Origin of the sequence: Flavobacterium rivuli WB 3.3-2 = DSM 21788 (assembly GCF_000378485.1) — a bacterium.
GTDB lineage: Bacteria > Bacteroidota > Bacteroidia > Flavobacteriales > Flavobacteriaceae > Flavobacterium > Flavobacterium rivuli.
In genome coordinates this window covers 1-17,492 of sequence record NZ_KB899978.1, presented here as the reverse complement: position 1 = coordinate 17,492, position 17,492 = coordinate 1, and the positions used below count along the sequence as shown (strand labels likewise).

The 17,492-nt window shown below is 38.2% G+C and carries 15 protein-coding genes; 5 read left to right on the top strand and 10 right to left on the bottom strand.

All coding sequences use genetic code 11. The annotated features are described in order from the left end of the window. Positions 1–31 precede the first annotated feature (31 nt). Together F565_RS0119350 and F565_RS0119345 are read left to right on the top strand one after the other, a co-directional pair. Positions 32–328: a 2TM domain-containing protein gene (locus F565_RS0119350; protein ID WP_020214901.1), complete on the top strand. Its 297-nt coding sequence runs from the start codon at positions 32–34 to the stop codon at positions 326–328. 13 nt (positions 329–341) lie between these two features. Further along, complete coding sequence (locus F565_RS0119345) at positions 342–659, top strand: 2TM domain-containing protein (RefSeq protein WP_020214900.1); 318 nt, start codon at positions 342–344, stop codon at positions 657–659. 24 nt (positions 660–683) lie between these two features. Here the strand turns inward: F565_RS0119345 and F565_RS0119340 are convergent, their stop codons facing one another. After that, positions 684–2,207, bottom strand: a complete 1,524-nt coding sequence (locus F565_RS0119340; protein WP_020214899.1) for a tetratricopeptide repeat protein — start codon at positions 2,205–2,207, stop codon at positions 684–686. Positions 2,208–2,617: 410 nt separating this feature from the next. Between F565_RS0119340 and F565_RS0119330 the strand changes: the two genes are divergently transcribed. Continuing rightward, positions 2,618–3,688: a T9SS type A sorting domain-containing protein gene (locus F565_RS0119330; protein ID WP_020214897.1), complete on the top strand. Its 1,071-nt coding sequence runs from the start codon at positions 2,618–2,620 to the stop codon at positions 3,686–3,688. Between the two features lie 139 nt (positions 3,689–3,827). On the opposite strand, the gene lysA is transcribed toward F565_RS0119330, so the two are convergent. Continuing rightward, positions 3,828–5,057: a diaminopimelate decarboxylase gene (lysA, locus tag F565_RS0119325; protein WP_020214896.1), complete on the bottom strand. Its 1,230-nt coding sequence runs from the start codon at positions 5,055–5,057 to the stop codon at positions 3,828–3,830. Between the two features lie 586 nt (positions 5,058–5,643). Between lysA and sucC the strand changes: the two genes are divergently transcribed. After that, positions 5,644–6,837 (top strand): ADP-forming succinate--CoA ligase subunit beta, encoded by a 1,194-nt coding sequence (gene sucC, locus F565_RS0119315; protein WP_020214894.1) that lies wholly within the window; start codon positions 5,644–5,646, stop codon positions 6,835–6,837. A gap of 630 nt (positions 6,838–7,467) precedes the next feature. On the opposite strand, the gene F565_RS0119310 is transcribed toward sucC, so the two are convergent. From F565_RS0119310 to F565_RS22540, 8 genes are all read right to left on the bottom strand, one after another. After that, positions 7,468–8,289: an alpha/beta hydrolase gene (locus F565_RS0119310; RefSeq protein ID WP_020214893.1), complete on the bottom strand. Its 822-nt coding sequence runs from the start codon at positions 8,287–8,289 to the stop codon at positions 7,468–7,470. Between the two features lie 120 nt (positions 8,290–8,409). Further along, positions 8,410–10,596, bottom strand: a complete 2,187-nt coding sequence (locus F565_RS0119305) for a bifunctional alpha,alpha-trehalose-phosphate synthase (UDP-forming)/trehalose-phosphatase (protein ID WP_035643142.1) — start codon at positions 10,594–10,596, stop codon at positions 8,410–8,412. Between the two features lie 276 nt (positions 10,597–10,872). After that, positions 10,873–12,120, bottom strand: a complete 1,248-nt coding sequence (locus tag F565_RS0119300) for a T9SS type A sorting domain-containing protein (RefSeq protein ID WP_020214891.1) — start codon at positions 12,118–12,120, stop codon at positions 10,873–10,875. Between the two features lie 322 nt (positions 12,121–12,442). Then, the gene (locus F565_RS0119295; protein ID WP_020214890.1) at positions 12,443–12,961 is read right to left on the bottom strand and encodes a DUF4269 domain-containing protein; all 519 of its coding nucleotides are present in this window, start codon (positions 12,959–12,961) and stop codon (positions 12,443–12,445) included. A gap of 1 nt (position 12,962) precedes the next feature. Further along, positions 12,963–13,688 carry a phytanoyl-CoA dioxygenase family protein gene (locus tag F565_RS0119290; RefSeq protein WP_020214889.1) on the bottom strand — a complete coding sequence of 242 codons (726 nt, stop codon included), beginning with the start codon at positions 13,686–13,688 and terminating at the stop codon, positions 12,963–12,965. A gap of 1 nt (position 13,689) precedes the next feature. Continuing rightward, positions 13,690–14,235, bottom strand: a complete 546-nt coding sequence (locus tag F565_RS22980) for a hypothetical protein (RefSeq protein ID WP_154652678.1) — start codon at positions 14,233–14,235, stop codon at positions 13,690–13,692. 100 nt (positions 14,236–14,335) lie between these two features. Further along, entirely contained in the window at positions 14,336–14,773 is a 438-nt protein-coding gene (locus tag F565_RS0119280; protein WP_020214887.1) for a DUF1456 family protein, read from the bottom strand. A 99-nt stretch (positions 14,774–14,872) separates the two neighbouring features. After that, a complete protein-coding gene (locus tag F565_RS22540; protein WP_154652677.1) occupies positions 14,873–17,113 on the bottom strand; it encodes a carboxypeptidase-like regulatory domain-containing protein in 2,241 nt (746 codons plus the stop codon). 197 nt (positions 17,114–17,310) lie between these two features. On the opposite strand from F565_RS22540, the gene F565_RS23135 reads away from it, so the two are divergent. Next, positions 17,311–17,492: transposase (locus F565_RS23135; RefSeq protein ID WP_020214885.1), on the top strand; the 182-nt coding region annotated here is incomplete at its 3' end.

The following is a 17,492-nucleotide window of genomic DNA, read 5'->3' as shown; positions in this document are numbered from 1 at the left end:
TTCAATACCAATAATTAATAATGAAAACATTATGGAAAATATAGATAGCATAGCCTATAAAAAGGCAAAAAGTAAAGTGCGCGAAATAAGGGGTTTTTATTATAACCTTATGTGTTACTGTATTGTAATACCCATCCTGGTTTATGTAAACCTAACTACAATGCCGGAGTTTCACTGGTTTTGGTTCTCGCTTTCCGGTTGGGGTACGGCGTTGGTTTTTCATGGCATAGGCGCTTTTGGGTACATACCTTTTGTAGGCAAAGACTGGGAAGATCGTAAACTTAAGGAACTGATGGAGAAAGACAGAAACAACGGCCACAACGGCTAACAAATTATAAGAAATGGAAAATTTAGAAGATCAAAGAAGAGTAGAGAGGGCACTTAAAAAAGTAAAGTCTATTAAGGGGTTTTATAAGCACCTTGCGGTATATATTATAATTAATATTTTGCTGATAGCTATGCACTGGCGCGACCTTGAACCGGGAGAAGAATTTTTAAGCTTCGAAACTTTTTCTACGGCAATCTTTTGGGGGCTTGGCCTTGCCATTCATGCTTTTGGCGTTTTTGGCACCGATGTGTTTTTCGGATCCAACTGGGAAGACCGCAAAATTAGGGAGATAATGGATAAGGATGGTGGGAGTAAAGAGAAGTGGGAATAGCTGTAGTTATTAGATTATATTTAGCTACGAAAGCTTCAATATATAATTATGTAATTCTTCGGCTTCTACTTCCATTTTTTTGGCAATACGCTGTTTCCTCTTCTTGCCGGCCTCTACGGTAATACTAAATATATTACTTATTTCCTTTAGGTCGAGGTTCATATACAGATAACATATAAACCGTATATCGGCAGGGTTTAGCTGCGGGTGTTTTGTTTTTAACGTGCTTAAAAATGCAGGATTAACCTTTTCGAAATAGGTAATAAAATCATCCCACTCAGCATCGGTTTTAAGGTACTCTTTAAGCGATTTAATATAGTTTGCTACTTCCTGGTTTTGGGAAACTTCTTTTATTTGGGATACAGAATTAATAACCTCTTCTATGAGTTCGTTACGGCCCGAAAGGTATAATGCCTTTGCACTTAGCTTACGGTTTTTCTCAGCAATGTTATTTTTTAAATGGTCAAGTTCCAGCTCTATTATCTTCTGTTGGTTCTCGGTAATGATCTTTTCCTGCTTTTGTTTTAACAGCCTGTTCTTTAAAACCCTGTAAATAAAAAAGAACAGTATAATGCTAAAGATTATTACAAGAATAAATAAGGTGCGTTCATTACCCTGTTTCTCCCTATTGATTTTTAACTCATTTTGGTAGCGCTGAATTTTAAGTTTAATACGATTGGTTTCAAACAGTTCTTTATTAACTAAAGAGGCTATAGAATCTTTAGTAGCAATAACCGAATCTTTATATTTTGATGCAGCGGCGTAGTCTTTTTGCCCGAAGTATAATCCCGATAGCCTATCATAAAGGTCTATCCTTGCCTTCATTTTAAAGCTGTGCTGCAATCCTTCTTTGGCATAAAAAATTGCCTTGGCAGGATTGTTCTTTTTAGTGTATATTTTACTAAGCAGCTCTGTAGAGTATACATAACTATCGGTGTCTTTTTCATTAGCGCTGTCGCTCAGTAAATCCAACATCATCTTTTCTGCCTCGTTGTAGTTGCCCTCTATATAAAAAGTTTCGGCATAGTTTAACCGCCAGAACTGTGCTACTTTACCCGATTTTTTAAACTCACCCACTTTGTCTAAATAATTGCGGGCCTGCTTATAATCGCCAAGCTTGTTGTAATTATCAGATATGTTTATGGCAAGAAATGTACTGGCATTTTCAGAGTTGTTAGCCTTGGGGTTGTTATAAGCATCTGTAAAATACTTTATGGCATTGCGATAGTCATTTTCATAGCTATAAGTGTTGGCAATATTATTGAGAACCATAACAAGATTGTCTTTAGGATCTTTGCTGGCAATTTGTAGTGCCTGTTCATAATACCCGCGTGCCTCGCCATAGTTAGAAAGGCTTGCATATACTACACCAATATTATTCTTTATGTCAAAAAGTTCCTGTTGCCATTGTTCGTTTTCGGCGAGTATTTCTGCTTCAGAGTAATATTCTAATGCCTTTGTGTAATCTCCCGTTTTTTTTGCCCTGTTGCCTTTATCTATTAAGTTCTGGCAAAGCTGCAAAGGTGTCTTTGTGATTTCCTGAGCCATAGCCAAATTGATATTAGCTAAGCAGAATGTTAACAATAATATTTTGATATAGGTAGAGGTGCGCATACGGCTAAAATAATATTTTTTAAAATTAATATGATAATGTAAAGTTGAAATTGGCATAAAATATATTTGGGTATTTCGATCTAATATTGATAATGAATTACAACTGCCTGTAATTTTACTGAGGATGGATGTAATTTTATTTTTGATATTACACTTCTAATAATTGGCATTTTTGTTAAAAATGCATAATTTATACTGTTGTCCCCATTTTTCCGTAGCGATGTCCCTCCAATTCGTCGTTTTTTTTATTGATATTGCCTTAAAAACTTCACATTTGTTTTCTATAACACACAAACGAAATCGAAGTAAAATTTCGGGATCAATCATTAATTAACAAAATTGCTATGAAAAAAATTACCAGCTTACAAAACCTGTTTAAACTTTGCTTAGTATCAGCAATGATGCTTTGTGGTAAAAACATAAATGCACAAACGCCTATTTATTCTGAAGATTTTAGTTCTATAACTGTTGGCGATAATACTACCCTGACAGGGTCGGATACACCGTGGACAGCAAATTCTAATTTCGCTATTGCGTGGAGAACATTTCAGGCTGGTGGCGCGCTGCGATTAGGAAACGGTAACGATTCGGCAAACTTAGGATATGTAATAACTCCTTACATGGATTTAAGTGTAAACGGAGGCATGTTTACATTATCTTTTGATGTTAAAGGATGGACAACTGTAGAAAATCAGGTTAAAGTAATTGTTACCGGTCAGGAAATGCAGTTTATTACGTATACAGCTACGATAGACCAGGATTGGGAAAGGGTAACTTTAAACTTTACAAGTGGGCAGGATAATTCAAGAATTATTATTGAAACTACCGAAAAAAGGGCATTTATTGATAATATAAGTATAACCCCAACAAGTGATGAGCAAATTTTATCGCCTACTGTGACTACTGCACCTACAGACATTACATCTACAAGCTTTAAAGCAAACTGGGGTGGTGTTGCCGGTGCAACGGGGTTTCTTTTAGACGTTAGTACATCTTTAGAGTTTGATACTTTTGTAGAGGGATATCAAAACCTGGCTGTTGATGGCGTTTCTCAGGCGGTTGAGGGTTTAACGGCTAATACACAATATTTTTACAGGGTTCGTGCTACTAATGCAACGGCCACTTCTATAACATCAAACGTTATGGGTGCGGTTACTGCTGTTTTAGGTCTTGATTCATTTAATAAAATAGGCTTAAAATATTATCCTAACCCAACTAACGGCGTTGTAAATTTAGTTGCACAACAAAATTTATCTTCAGCAAGCGTATATAACGTTATGGGACAGAATGTTTTAAATAAAGAGCTTAATACTGCTAATGCTCAAATAGATATGACAGGCCTTAATGCAGGTCACTATTTTGTTAAAGTAACATCTGGCAATGAGACTGCAACACTAAAAGTAGTGAAACAATAAGTGAATATGTGTTTTTTTCTGAGGGGATGGCCTGATCATTAATTTGTTCAGGCCTCTTTCATTTTTGAAATTCAGCAAAGTGCAAAAAAGCCGCACTTTACAGCACGGCTTTTCAGTAAAAAACTATATATAAATTTATTTAAACACTCGCTGCCGTAACAGGCTCAAAGTCCAGTATAACCTGGTTGCGGGTAATATCCTCAAATGTTTCCCTTTCACGAATCAAATGCCCTTTACCTTCATACCATAATACCTCTGCCGGGCGCACTCTCGAATTGTAATTGCTCGACATAGAAAAGCAGTAAGCCCCAGCATTGCGGAAACAAAGCAAATCGCCCTCATTAATTTCGGCAATACGGCGATTGTTTGCAAAGGTATCAGTTTCGCAAATGTAACCTACCACACTATAAAAACGCTCCTTACCTTTAGGGTTGCTTATATTTTCTATATGATGGTGCGAACCATAAAGCATGGGGCGGATAAGGTGGTTAAAACCACTGTCTATACCTGCAAAAACGGTAGATGTTGTTTGCTTTACCACATTAACTTTAGCTAAAAAGAAACCTGCCTCGCTAACCAGGAATTTACCGGGTTCGAAAGTAAGGGTTAGGTCACGGCCATATTCGGTACAAAAAGCATTAAAGCGTTTGCTTAATTTTTTGCCCAGTTCTTCAATATCGGTTTGTATGTCGTCTTTTTTATAAGGCACTTTAAAGCCACTTCCAAAATCAAGGAATTCAAGCTCTTTAAAGTGTACCGCAGTATCAAATAATATCTCGGCAGCATAAAGAAATACTTCGATATCAAGAATGTCAGATCCTGTATGCATGTGTATACCGTTAATATGCATACCGGTGTTTTGCACAATACGCAACAGGTGTGGCATTTGATGTATAGAGATACCAAATTTACTGTCTATATGGCCTACCGATATGTTGCTGTTACCGCCAGCCATAACATGCGGGTTTATACGGATGCATACCGGCGTAGAAGGATGTTTGGCGCCAAATTGCTCCAATATAGAAAGATTGTCTATGTTAATTTGCACACCCAGAGCAGCAACTTCTTCTATCTCTTCCATCGATACCCCGTTTGGCGTATAGATGATCATATCGGGCGAAAAGCCTGCAAGCAAGCCCAGTTGTACCTCTTGTATAGAAACTGTATCAAGCCCGGAACCCATTTGCTTAAGCAGCTTTAAAACCGATATATTGCTTAATGCCTTCATGGCATAGTTGATGCGCAGGTGCTTTACCTTAGCAAATGCTTTTTCTAACCGGTGGTATTGCGATTGTATTTTTGCCGCGTCGTAAACATACAGCGGACTCCCAAATTGTTCGGCTAATCCTAAAAGCTCTTTCGATTCCATAATACGTTAATTCTGAGTTACAAAATTAGGAATCAAATACTTCTCAAACAAGTGAACAAAAGAAGATTAACAAAATATAACAAAATGTTGTAAATATAACTTTTAATTGATTATTTGTTTTTATTACAATGCTTTTTCAGGCTGTTTGGTTTCGTCCCAAATATAAGTGTAATCTGTATCATCGTTTTTACGTACAAAAATAAGAACAATAATGGCTAATGGCAGTAGTAGTAAATCTTTCATACTTCTTGTTTTAGTGTGGTACACGTTGTGCTTTCAGTTGGTGGTGAGTATAAAAGCAAGGTGGTTTTGTATATTTTGTAAGCAGTAACAGGTTAAACTATAAATACCCTAATTAATAAATTTCATAGATGTAATATTAAATAATACACTATGATGGTTAAAGTTTTTCACGCCCAGTTCTTATAGTTAGATGTAACGTTAGTAAAAAGGTTGCGTAATATGTTACTATTTATTTAAAAAAGAAAGATACGATTTTTAAACAGATAAATCTTAAAAATACTTTCTGCCATTGGATGTAATTTATTATTTTTGTTCCACTTTTAATAAGATAAACGCATTTAATATGAATTTACACGAATATCAGGGAAAAGAAATACTGGCAAGCCATGGCGTGCGCGTACAGCGCGGTATAGTTGCCAATAGCCCTGCAGAGGCTCTTGCTGCTGCTAAAGAACTTACTGCCCAGACAGGTACAAGTTGGTATGTTGTTAAAGCACAGGTACATGCCGGTGGACGCGGTAAAGGCGGAGGCGTAAAGCTGGCTAAAAGCTTACAGCAGGTAGAAGAAATTGCCGGACAAATTATTGGTATGGATCTTATAACTCCACAAACTCCTCCTACAGGTAAAAGAGTACACAAAGTACTTATTGCAGAGGATGTTTACTATCCGGGAGAAAGTGAAACTTCAGAATTTTATGTTTCTGTTTTATTAAACAGGGGTAAAGGCCGTAACATGATCATGTATTCTACCGAAGGTGGTATGGATATTGAAGAAGTTGCAGAGCACACTCCACACCTTATTTTTACAGAAGAAATAGACCCGGCTGTAGGCCTGCAGGGTTTCCAGGCACGCAGGATTGCTTTTAACCTTGGCCTTAGCGGCAACGCGTTTAAAGAAATGACTGCATTTATTGCTTCTCTTTACAATGCATATATTGATAGTGATGCTTCTATGTTCGAGATCAATCCGGTGCTTAAAACATCTGATAATAAAATACTTGCAGTAGATGCTAAAGTTGTTCTTGATGACAACGCATTATACCGCCAGAAAAAATATGCCGAAATGCGCGATGTACTTGAAGAGAACCCTATTGAAGTTGAAGCTAAAGAAGTTGGCCTTAACTATGTAGATCTTGATGGTACTGTAGGTTGTATGGTAAACGGCGCAGGCCTTGCTATGGCAACTATGGACCTTATTAAATATGCAGGTTTTGAGCCGGCTAACTTCCTTGACGTAGGTGGTACTGCAGATGCTAAACGTGTGGAGACTGCTTTCCGTATTATCCTTAAAGATCCTAACGTAAAAGCAATCCTTATCAACATCTTTGGTGGTATTGTACGTTGCGACCGTGTAGCACAAGGTGTTGTAGATGCTTACAAAAACATGGGCGATACTATTAAAGTGCCTATTATTGTACGTTTACAGGGTACCAATGCAGAGCTTGCTAAAGAAATCATTGATAACTCAGGTATGCCAATCCTTTCTGCTACACAGTTCCAGGAAGCGGCTGACCAGGTTAAAGCTGCATTAGCATAATAATTAAATAAATACGGTTGTTCCATTTCGACGAAAGGAGAAATCTCAACCTTACATATAGAAAATCCTGAACGAAAGTTCAGGATTTTTTTGTTTTGTAGAGACGCATTGCTATACGTCTCTCACAATAGTTTAGATATAAGGAATTGGTCATTACAAAACAAGGAGCAATCTCATGATCTTACTAAGTAATACCAATTATTAATATACATTAGTTTTATTACATAATTCAACCTTGTTTCTTTACCACAAAGAACACCAAGTATTTCACGAAGGGCACGAAGTTGCATGAATAAAGGGATACATATTCCGCCGTAGGCGGGAGGGCACGAAGCTGGTAGCAAAGCTTTGTGTTCTTCAATCCTGGCAGTCAGGATTGTCATCTTTGTGCAATGTGTCCTGTTTAGCTTTGTGTACCCCCGTGAAATACTTGGTGTTCTTTGTGTTAAAACTTCATACAGTCTAACTATATTAATCAACCAAGAATTATGAGATCACTTCGTGCCTTGCGATTGCTTTACGAGAAGAAAAACACAGTTAATAATCCGTAGCATTTCACTTGCAGTAGTTTACTATATTAAATTTGTGTAAGAAAAGCCTGTTGCCAGTTGCCCATTTCCAATTGAGAATTTATTTTTTCATATCCAGAACCCTTTTTACCTCAATAAGTAACAAAGGATAAGCAGGATCGGCCATGTTGTGCCCGTAGCCGTCAAGTTCAAAAAGGCGGATGTCTTTCTGCCCGTTAAGTTTCATCATGCGTTCCATATAAGCATTTTCGTCATAGCGGCCCAGTAATTCCATTTCACGGTTACCGGTAATAAGCAGTATTGGCGGAGCATCGCCACGAACCCAGTACAGCGGTGCATACTGGTCTATTACAGGTTGCTTCTCGGGTATGCCATTTTCTTTACGAACCGTAAAATGTGTAATGCATTGCGGACTAAAAGGTATCAGCCCCGCAATCCTGTTGGCATCAATATTATATTTAGCCAGCCATTTTTTATCAAGCCCTACCATCAGGTCAAGGTATCCGCCGGCAGAATGCCCTGAGAGAAATATTTTATCAGGGTCGCCACCGTATTTAGCAATATTATTAAATGCCCAGGCCACCGCGGCAGCACTGTCTTCTATATAAGCCGGTGCCTTTACATTAGGGCTAAGGCGGTAACCCACACCTATAATGCAGTAGCCTTTATCTTTTAATGCCTGTGGAATTTCTTTGCTTCCCTGTGTAATGCCCCCGCCATGAAACCATAAAATCGTAGCAAAGCCTTTGGTATTTTTAGGATAATAAATATCTAAAATGCAGCGTTCGGCTTTGTAAGCATCATTTTTATACTGAGTATCATCATAATACCGAATATTGGTTTTCGTATCATATTCTGTTTTTTGCGCGAAGGCAAGGCTGCCCGAAAGCATCAGGAAAAGGATAAGTAAATGGTTGTTCATTTTAGATAGTGTTTTGTGGAATGATAAAGATACTGAATTTGAAAAGCTCTTAGATATTATCAAATAAAAAAGGGCTGCAGACTCATAGCGCACAGCCCAATACATTATGTAAGAGTGAAGTTACTTTAAGACTACGGGGCTGTCTTCCAGCTCGTGTAAAAATTCCAGTACCTTCTCTACAGAAGGTAACCTGAAGTTAGCTGCCGTATTGCCGGGGCCTACTTTTATAGAAAACTGGTTATTACCTGTAAGCTGTTCAAAAAGGTCTTCATCGGTTTTATCATCGCCAAATGCCAACACGAAGTCATGGTCGCCACATAAAATATTATCACGGCAGGTAGTGCCTTTATGCGCCATAAAGTGTTTTACCTCTATTACCTTATTACCGTCTATAATTTGGGTTGGGGTATTGTACAGGTGGTTTTTAAGCAATGTAAGTAACTCGCGCGATGTAAGAAATCCCTGCTTCTCGTCTACCTTGCGGTAATGCCATGCCACGCCAAATTCTTTAACCTCAATAAAGCTTTCGTTATTGCGGTCTACATATTCCTGCATTACATCTATAACACGGTCTTTCCACTCGGGTACTCCCTGAATTATAGAGTGCCAGCCATCGCGTTTTATGTAACCGCCATGCTCTGCCACAAGCCCAATAGGCAAATGCCCCAGCCACTTTTCTAAGAAATTTTTATCGCGGCCACTTACAATCCATACCTCGTTGCGTGGGTCGGCCGCCAGTTTTGCGAGTAAATTTAAAAGGTTTTCATCAGGCACAGCCATTTCCGGCCTTGGCTGCAGGTTTACAAGGGTACCATCAAAATCAATTAACAACAGGCGTTTGGTAGCATGTTCATATGTAGTAAGCAGCAATTTTTTTTGCTCAATGTCTAATGGTACAGCATTGGTGTCCTGCTTATGTGCAGCTTCTGTTTCGCTAAGAAAATGGGTAGCCCATTTAAACACATCGTGCTTTTTAAGATATTTTTGCATGCGTTCCATACGGCGTTCCTGCTCCTCTTCGCTCATATTTAGGGCAAGGGCAATTTTATCGCCGGTAAGTTCTGTATCAAACGGGTTAATGGTAATAGCCTCCTGTAACTCTTTTGCCGCTCCTGCCATGCTACTAAGTATCAATACACCACGTTTATCCTGTCGCGATGCCACATACTCTTTTGCAACAAGGTTCATACCATCGCGAACGGGCGATATCAATGCAACATGCGCGCTGGTGTAAAGGGCGATTAGCCTGTCAAAATCTACCGCCTGGTACTGGTACACTACAGGTGTCCATTTATAATTACCCATAGCACCATTTATACGGCCCACGTTAAGCTCTATGATCTTTTTACGTTCACCATACTTACCTATTTCTTCCCGCGACGGTACGATTACAAGCAGGAACACCACTTTTTCTTTCCATTCCGGATATTTTTCTAAAAAACGTTCAAAAGCATAAAGGCGGTTGTTTATACCCTTAGTATAATCCAGCCTGTCTACCGAGAAAATTATCTTTTTGTCTTGGTATAGTCCGTTAATTTCATCTCTCAATGCCACAACATTATCGCGGTTATAGGCATCGTAAAATTTATCAAAGTCGATGCTGATAGGGAAGGAGCCCACCTTAGTGTGGTGTGAATCCTGGCTGAATAAAAAGCTGCGCTGTGGCAGGCCAAGTATTTTTTCTACACACTCTGTAAAATGGATGGCGTTGTCCCAGGTATGAAAGCCGGCAAGGTTAGCACCTAAAATGCCTTCAAGTATATATCGTTTGGCCTTATTGGGCAGTATCCTGAAAATTTCAAAGTTAGGGAAGGGGATGTGCAGGAAGAATCCGATTTTTGCATCAGGGTGGTATTCCCGCACTAATTTGGCAAGGCCAAGGAAATGGTAATCATGGATCCAGACAATATCGCCGGGCTCATAAATTTCATTTATTTTTTGGGCAACAATGGCATTGGCTGCTACATAAGCCTCAAAAGCTTCATCATTATACTCTACAAACGATGGGAAATAGTGAAATAAAGCCCAAAGTACAGAGTTACTGAATATGTTATAGAAGTTTTTATTGAGTTTTTTATCAAGGAAAACGGGTTCAACGTCAAATGTTTTTGGGAAGCTGTCTTTATTTTTCTCCCATGTATTTTCCTCGAAATCTGCCACACCCACCCATGTAAGGTCGGCTTCACTTTTTTCTGAATAAGATAGTATTGCTGTGGCCAGTCCTCCGGCACTTTGAGTTATGGTTGTTTTTCGGTTTTGCGTTTTTATAGACAGGGGCAACCTGTAAGAAACGGTAATAATTTTCATGAAATTTGTTTTCGTCATGGGAGTAAGGCCCTTAACTATTTTCATAAAATTACAAAACACCTGCTGCGCAGGTAGTTTACAAAACGTTAGTTAACATTATTTTATACCTGTTTTACGATATTGCCAGTACAAATGTTATAAATACTACAATATGCCACACCGTTTTTAACACTTCTCTGCCACTTGCTTAATTAGCAAAGTTGCATATATTAAAAAATCGCTTTCAGGATGAAATATGAAAGCGATTTAATTAACTAAACTAACTCAACACAAAAACTATTTCTTTATTATTCTACATGTACTTGCAGATGATGCGGTATTTATTTTTAATACATACATTCCCGTTGCTAAATTACCTATGTTTAAATTGTGGCTGATTGTATTTACCGCAGTAGCTCGCATTACTGTTTCGCCAAGTAGGTTTACTACTTCAATATTAAAGTTTTCGGCTGTGCCTTTATCTGCACTAATTGTAACAATATTCTCAGCAGGATTCGGGAAAACACTATACTTATTTTTAACAGCCGATTTAACGCCCGATATAGCCTGGGCAGTAACTGTAGTAAACACGCCATCATAACCGGTAACAATTTGTTTGCCCGGAGCAGCAGTAATTTGCCCATTTGTTACATAATCGTTTACAATTTCAGAAAAGTCAGTGCCGGTTCTTTTTATAATCAGGCTACCACCATCTATCATTATTTTGCCGTTAGCATTAATATTTAGTCCAGGCTCTGCAAGGTCATTCTGATTAACGTTAAGTACTCCGGAATTTATATTAATGCTGCCTACAATACTTCCCAGAGTACCCGGATTAGCTGTGTCATCAAGATACAGATCTCCTACAATAAGTAATTGACCGGTGTTTACGGTACCTCCGTTTACATTTATAGTACCGCTGGGGCCTATAGCGGTAACCCAGTAAGCCTCTGCAGTACCGCCTGTGCTTACGTTAAGTGCGCCCGTTGGGTAAAAATCTCTCGTGCCAACCTCTAACTGGTAACCACCACTAAGAAATCCGCCATCGTTAACGTTTACAGTGCCATTTCCGCCTTGTTTTGCCCCAATAAAAATACTCTGGAAGTTAGTTTCATGCAAACATCTCACTATTCCATTAATGTTTAAGACGCCGGTGCCCTCGCGTCCTACACGAAATATATTGCGGCATGTAAAATTTGCGCCACTGTTTACTGTAACTGTGCCGTTTAGTTTATCATTAAAATAAATATTAAAGTCGGCGTTAATGGTAAGATTACCCGCCGTAGTATCGAATATACCGGGTTGCCACGCTACTGTTGAGTTAATTACAGGAGAAGTGCCACTATCGTTAGTACGAACGGTTTTAAAGGACGAATCATCAAACACCACAGCGCCCTGAGTACTTGTCCAGTTAGATTCAAGGTAAAAGTTGCTGCTTCCTCCGTTCCAGTTATAAGTTTGCGCATAGGCACTGGTGGGTGCTGCAAATAACAATGCCGAAAATGGGATCATAAAAAACGTACTTTTAAGTAATTTTCTTTTCATCAGAATAAATTTTGGTTAGATTTATAAATGTAAATTTTACACTTGTCAAATTTATATAAATTTTAAATTAATTTTAAAAATTTGCAATTTAATTTGAGGTATGTTTAAATTTTTACGTTTTATCTAATTAAAAATAAAAATCAACTTTTCTTAGTATCATGAAATTAGAAATTTATGATTATAATTCAATCGTTGTAGTAAAAAGTGTCTGGTTATTGCGAAGAGTGCAAAATGTAGTCGTTAGGTAATTACTTGTAAGAATTTAAATAATTCAGCTTGAAGTTGGTTGCCTCTCAAAGAAGAGATAAAGGTGGCCGATGAACTAATATTGCAAGATCGCAATGTAAGGATCCCCTTTTAAATTTAGTAGTTTTGCAAAAGCGGGTTCTGTTTTGTATCCCGCTCTTTTTAAGGCAATGACTTGCTTCCTGAAATCTTCGCCCTCTTGTTGCAGGATTTTATATTCTGCAATCATGTGCAAATACCCCATTTGCTCTTTAACCGGAATGTTTTGCCCAAAAACCTCAACCTCAAAACCATTATACCAAAAATTTGCCAAAACCGTCTTTTGATTATTTATGATAACCTGCTGTAATGTAAAACCATCATAGTCTTTAAAATTATCCCGAATCGTTTTCACAAAATCAGCTTCATCCTCCCAATAACACAAAATATCAAGGTCGCTGCCCTCAATATCTATATTTAACGGGATCGTTCCGGCAAGAATGGGGGTAAAGTCCTGCAGCTTTTCCATAATAGTATTAGCTGTTAATACAGTATAGGCCTGTTGCTGTAGTAATGTACCCAGCTGCAGATAGTTTATAGTATTAAACAACTGCATGCTAATTTAAATTGAGGGCCGATTTTTCTGCCCACTGCAATGGTTCCGGCAGTTGTGCCGAACTAAACTCTATGTGTATAACCCTGCGCCTGCCGTTGTTTATGGTGCGGCCTGAGCTGTGTAATAATAACGGTTTCATTATCATGATGCCCCCTTTGTTCACATTGCAAACGGTCTCGGTTTCAATTTCCCAATTAATGGTTTCCGGCCTGTAAATTTGTTTAGAATGCGATTGCGGAACCACTTTAAGCGCGCCATTATCCTTGTTAGTTTCGTCGAGATGGATGCGTATGGTATAAATATTTTCAAGTATTTGCAGTGGCGGCTGTACGGCAAACTGATTTTGCTTTACCGTCCACGGCCCAAAATTTTGAATGTCAGCTTTTTGATCTACAGATATGGTTAGATCCTGATGATAAGCCACAAACCAATTTGATGCTGCGGGTTTATCAAAATAAATTGACTTTACGACAAAATAATCACTTCCAAAAATGGTACTTATAACATCTTTAAGCCTGCTGTTTAAAAGCAGGGGAAGCACATCCGGAATTTCTTTTAAAAACTGGCGAATAGCAAAAAGGTCGGCAGATTTCCTAAAGGTTTCGCCACGGGCTTCCGTTTTTTCTATTACCGATATTATATCTCCAATTTCATGATCAGTATAAATGGTGTCAATAACAGCAAAGCCATTAGCTTCAACTTCAGTTTTATAGTGGTTCCATGTCATATTATTTCCTGGTAAACTCTAATGTGATATAATTAAGAGGTATATTATATAATGCATGTGCAACTTGTGGGTCTATGGTGCTTGTAGTGTAACTGAAATAATCTATTTTCCTTAAAATACTGTGTTCTATATTGCGCTTAGTGATTTTATGTTTTTTGCCCTCAAAAATCACGTACATATAAAGCTTTTTTTTCGCCAGAAGCTTATTCTTTTTTTTAAGATATTCAGTGCTATAAAAAGAGATGCCGTTAGCTACATTCACTAAGCTGTCATTATATAATTTAAACATTTGTCCGTAAACATTCCCGTTATTAATCGCATTCCGGCTTCCTATGGTAATTGTGTTGCTTTGAATGTTTAGTGTGTCGTTTTTAAGACTATAAGTTAGCCATTCACAACTTCCTGTGTGCCCGGTTATCTTCGTGTATTTTAAAGTAGCTTTATGCTCTAATTGTAAAGTTTCATTAATTCCGTTTGTATAAACGAGGTTGTTCGTTTTGCAGGAACAAACACATATAACAAAAATAATCAAGATTAGGTATTTCAATTTACATAGATTAAAACAAAGCTAAAGTACAAAATTTAGTACTTGTAAAACAAAAAAGCTGCCCCTAAGAACAGCTTGCAGTATAATATATTAAAAAAGGTTATCCTTTTTTATTCTTGCCGTTGTTAAATTTTACGTTCTCTACAATGGGAGCAGGTTTTTTAGCCTTATCATATTTCTTATTCTGGCTTGGGCCTTTTTTTGCTCCACTGTTAGATTTAGGCCTTGGTGCAGCCGGTTTGCCGGCAGGCTTTTCGGCACGTGGCTGTTTTAAGGCTTCAGCATTTTTAGCAATAACGTCGGCGGCATTGGTAGGGTTTTCTTTAGTACCACGCAGGTGTATAATAAGGCCATTTAAAAAATTGCGCAATACCTGGTCGCCGCACTCCATGTAATTAGGATGGTCTTCGGCACGAAAGAACGCGCCTAACTCTGCCTTGGCGATCCTGAAATCTACAAGATTTAATATCTCTATTATCTGGTCGTCGCGAAGCTGCAGCGCTACACGTAATTTTTTAAATACGTCGTTATTATTCATCTAATGTTATTTTGTGCAAAGATAGAATATAATATCACATTGTCAGATTTTTAGCTGACAGGATTTTTAACCGCGTTGTCCGTTTAAAACCCTGCCAAATTACAACGTCTTAATTATTTTCCCCATAAGTGATGTATCACCAACATCTACTTTTAAATAATAAACCGCATTAGGCAATCCTGAAAGGTCCAGTTTGTACTGCTTAGCTTTTGTATCCCTGTACAACACTAATTTACCAGTGGTGTCAAACAGATAAAGTGCTGTGGCCTGATGGTCTGTATCTACAGTTATTAAGCCACTTGTGGGGTTAGGGTAGTAGCTCCATTTAACCTCATCGGTAGTGGTTAGCTGCTCTTCAATTTTAGCGTTGGTGGCAAGCTGGCTATCCTTACAATCATTAACGGCAGTAAATTGTACTATTACCCGCAATATAAGGTCATTGAGCATTTCTACTTTATAACTATCTGTAGATGGGGCAATATGATCGTTGCCTATGCCACTGTGGTTGGTAATAAACAGGTAGGTTCCGTTAGTTTGCAGTGCCATAGCGCGCATTAAATATTCGGTGCTTTTATCTATGCCGCTTGCTGCAATAGGTATTATCCGTATCCCTTTTTCAGATGCTTTTATGGCAAGGTTTTGTAGTCGTGTTACGTTCTTTGCACTATAATGCGGCGGCGCATCAAGTACCACGAACAGTAATTTTGCACGTGCATCATCATCCCACGACATATTATCTATAGCCGCTTCGTATGCCTCAATAACTGCTTCCGGATAATCGCCCCCGCCATTGGCCCCCTGCTTTTGTATAAAAGAAATTACATCCGGTACTCTATCGGTCAGGTCAAAGGCTTTTATAAGGTAGTCATCTTCAAAATCTCTGTAAAAAACACTGCCCATAGTTAGGTCTACCTTTGGCAATGCCTCTTTGGTTCGGTTTATTACATCGTTAAGTTCGGCCTGCAGGTAAGCAATTTCATCGCCCATAGATCCTGTGGCGTCTACCATAAAGGCAATGTTTACCTTTTGCAAATCACTGCATTTTTCTTTGTAAGTAAAGGTATTAAGCCCTTTATGAAATTCCTTCGGATCCTTTACAATTACGGTGTCCTTATCGTCGATAATTTGCAGGTTAGGCTCATCTTTATTTAAAGAAAGGTCTGTAGGTTCATACCACAACTCTGCGCGGCCGGTATTATCAGTACGTGATGTCCATAGCTTTGTTTTGGCAGCATCTGTAAGGTGTACGGTTTTGTTTACAATAGGGTACCCTTCGGTATTTGTAAGCACTATAGAATATCTGTAGGCAGGCAGCATTACCCAGAGTTTAGACCATTCTGCAAGCTCTGCCTTAGTGAGCCCTTCCCAGTATTCCCATTTACTAAAATCGTTAACCTCACCTGCAGTAAGCTGTCCGGCTTTTTGAGATTTTATGTTGCTTTTTACGCTACTTGCAGGTTCTTTATGTACTGCATAATCTGCCGACATTTCTACTGCAATTCCGGGAACGGTGCTTTTTAAAGTTTCAGCAACAGTTGCGCCTGGCCTGCCCTCAATAGTTTTGCTGGTAACTGTAGTTACAGCAGCACTACTGTATGCTTTTGGAGTGCTCCTGTAAGCATTTACCACAACCTCATCTAAAGTTACATTAGATGGCATTTCAACGTTTATTATCCGCTCGGTTACGGTAGCCTCTACACTGTCATACCCGATAAAGCTAAAAATTAGAACATTGCCCATTTTAGCATCAATGCCATAATTACCATCAAAATCTGTTTGTACTTCTGTTGTTGTTCCCTTAATTTTTATCACAGTGCCGGGTAGTGGCATACCATAATCGTCTAATACCTGACCATAAACAGCCTTGTTGTAAACATTACCATGATTTTTATGGTCTGTTTTTGCCTGTAGTATTTGCCTGTTTTTTTCTCTTTCAAGGCGCCTTTTTTCTTCCCTCTTGTTAAACCGTGCATTATCCCTATCCAGCTTTTCCTGTTTCTTTCTGGCAGTTTCGGCTATTTTTTTAGCATCGTCAAAATATACTTTCAGGTTTTTAGATACTGGTGCAGTAACCTCTTTGGTTATTTTTGACGGATATGTAAAACGCAGCAAATTTCCCTTTTTGCCAATAACAGCAAAGTGCCCATCAATATCAGATACTGTTACAAAACCACTGGTTACATTAAATACTTCTACATTAGCTATAGGTTTTTTAAATTCATCATAAATAACGCCTTCAATTTTTTCTTTTACAGATTGTCCTACTATAGTAAACGGATATAGCAATATGGCTATAAACACTAAAGGCAATAGCTTTTTTAAGTAAGGAGTTGCTTTCATTTTGTATCTTTTTATATATAGAGCACTTGTAGCGATAACAGGTTGGGAAGGTATTAAAATATTTTTTACATTGCCGGTAATAAGGTGGTACAAAACAACGAAGCCGTCTCAAAACTGAGGCGGTTTTTTTATGCATTTTTTTGGCAGAAAGTTTATTTTTTATTATATTCAAGTATTGATTATCAATATTTTAAGCGATGAAATTTAAGCCCTACAACCAGAACCAGTCGACTCTTTTCCCTCATTCGTTTGATGAATTAATACCTGCGCATCATCCGGTCCGGGTTATTAACTCCGTTGTAGAGAAAATAAATATCCAGCCGTTACTTGAAGCCTATAGTAAAGAAGGAAATCCTGGGTACCATCCCAAAATGCTTTT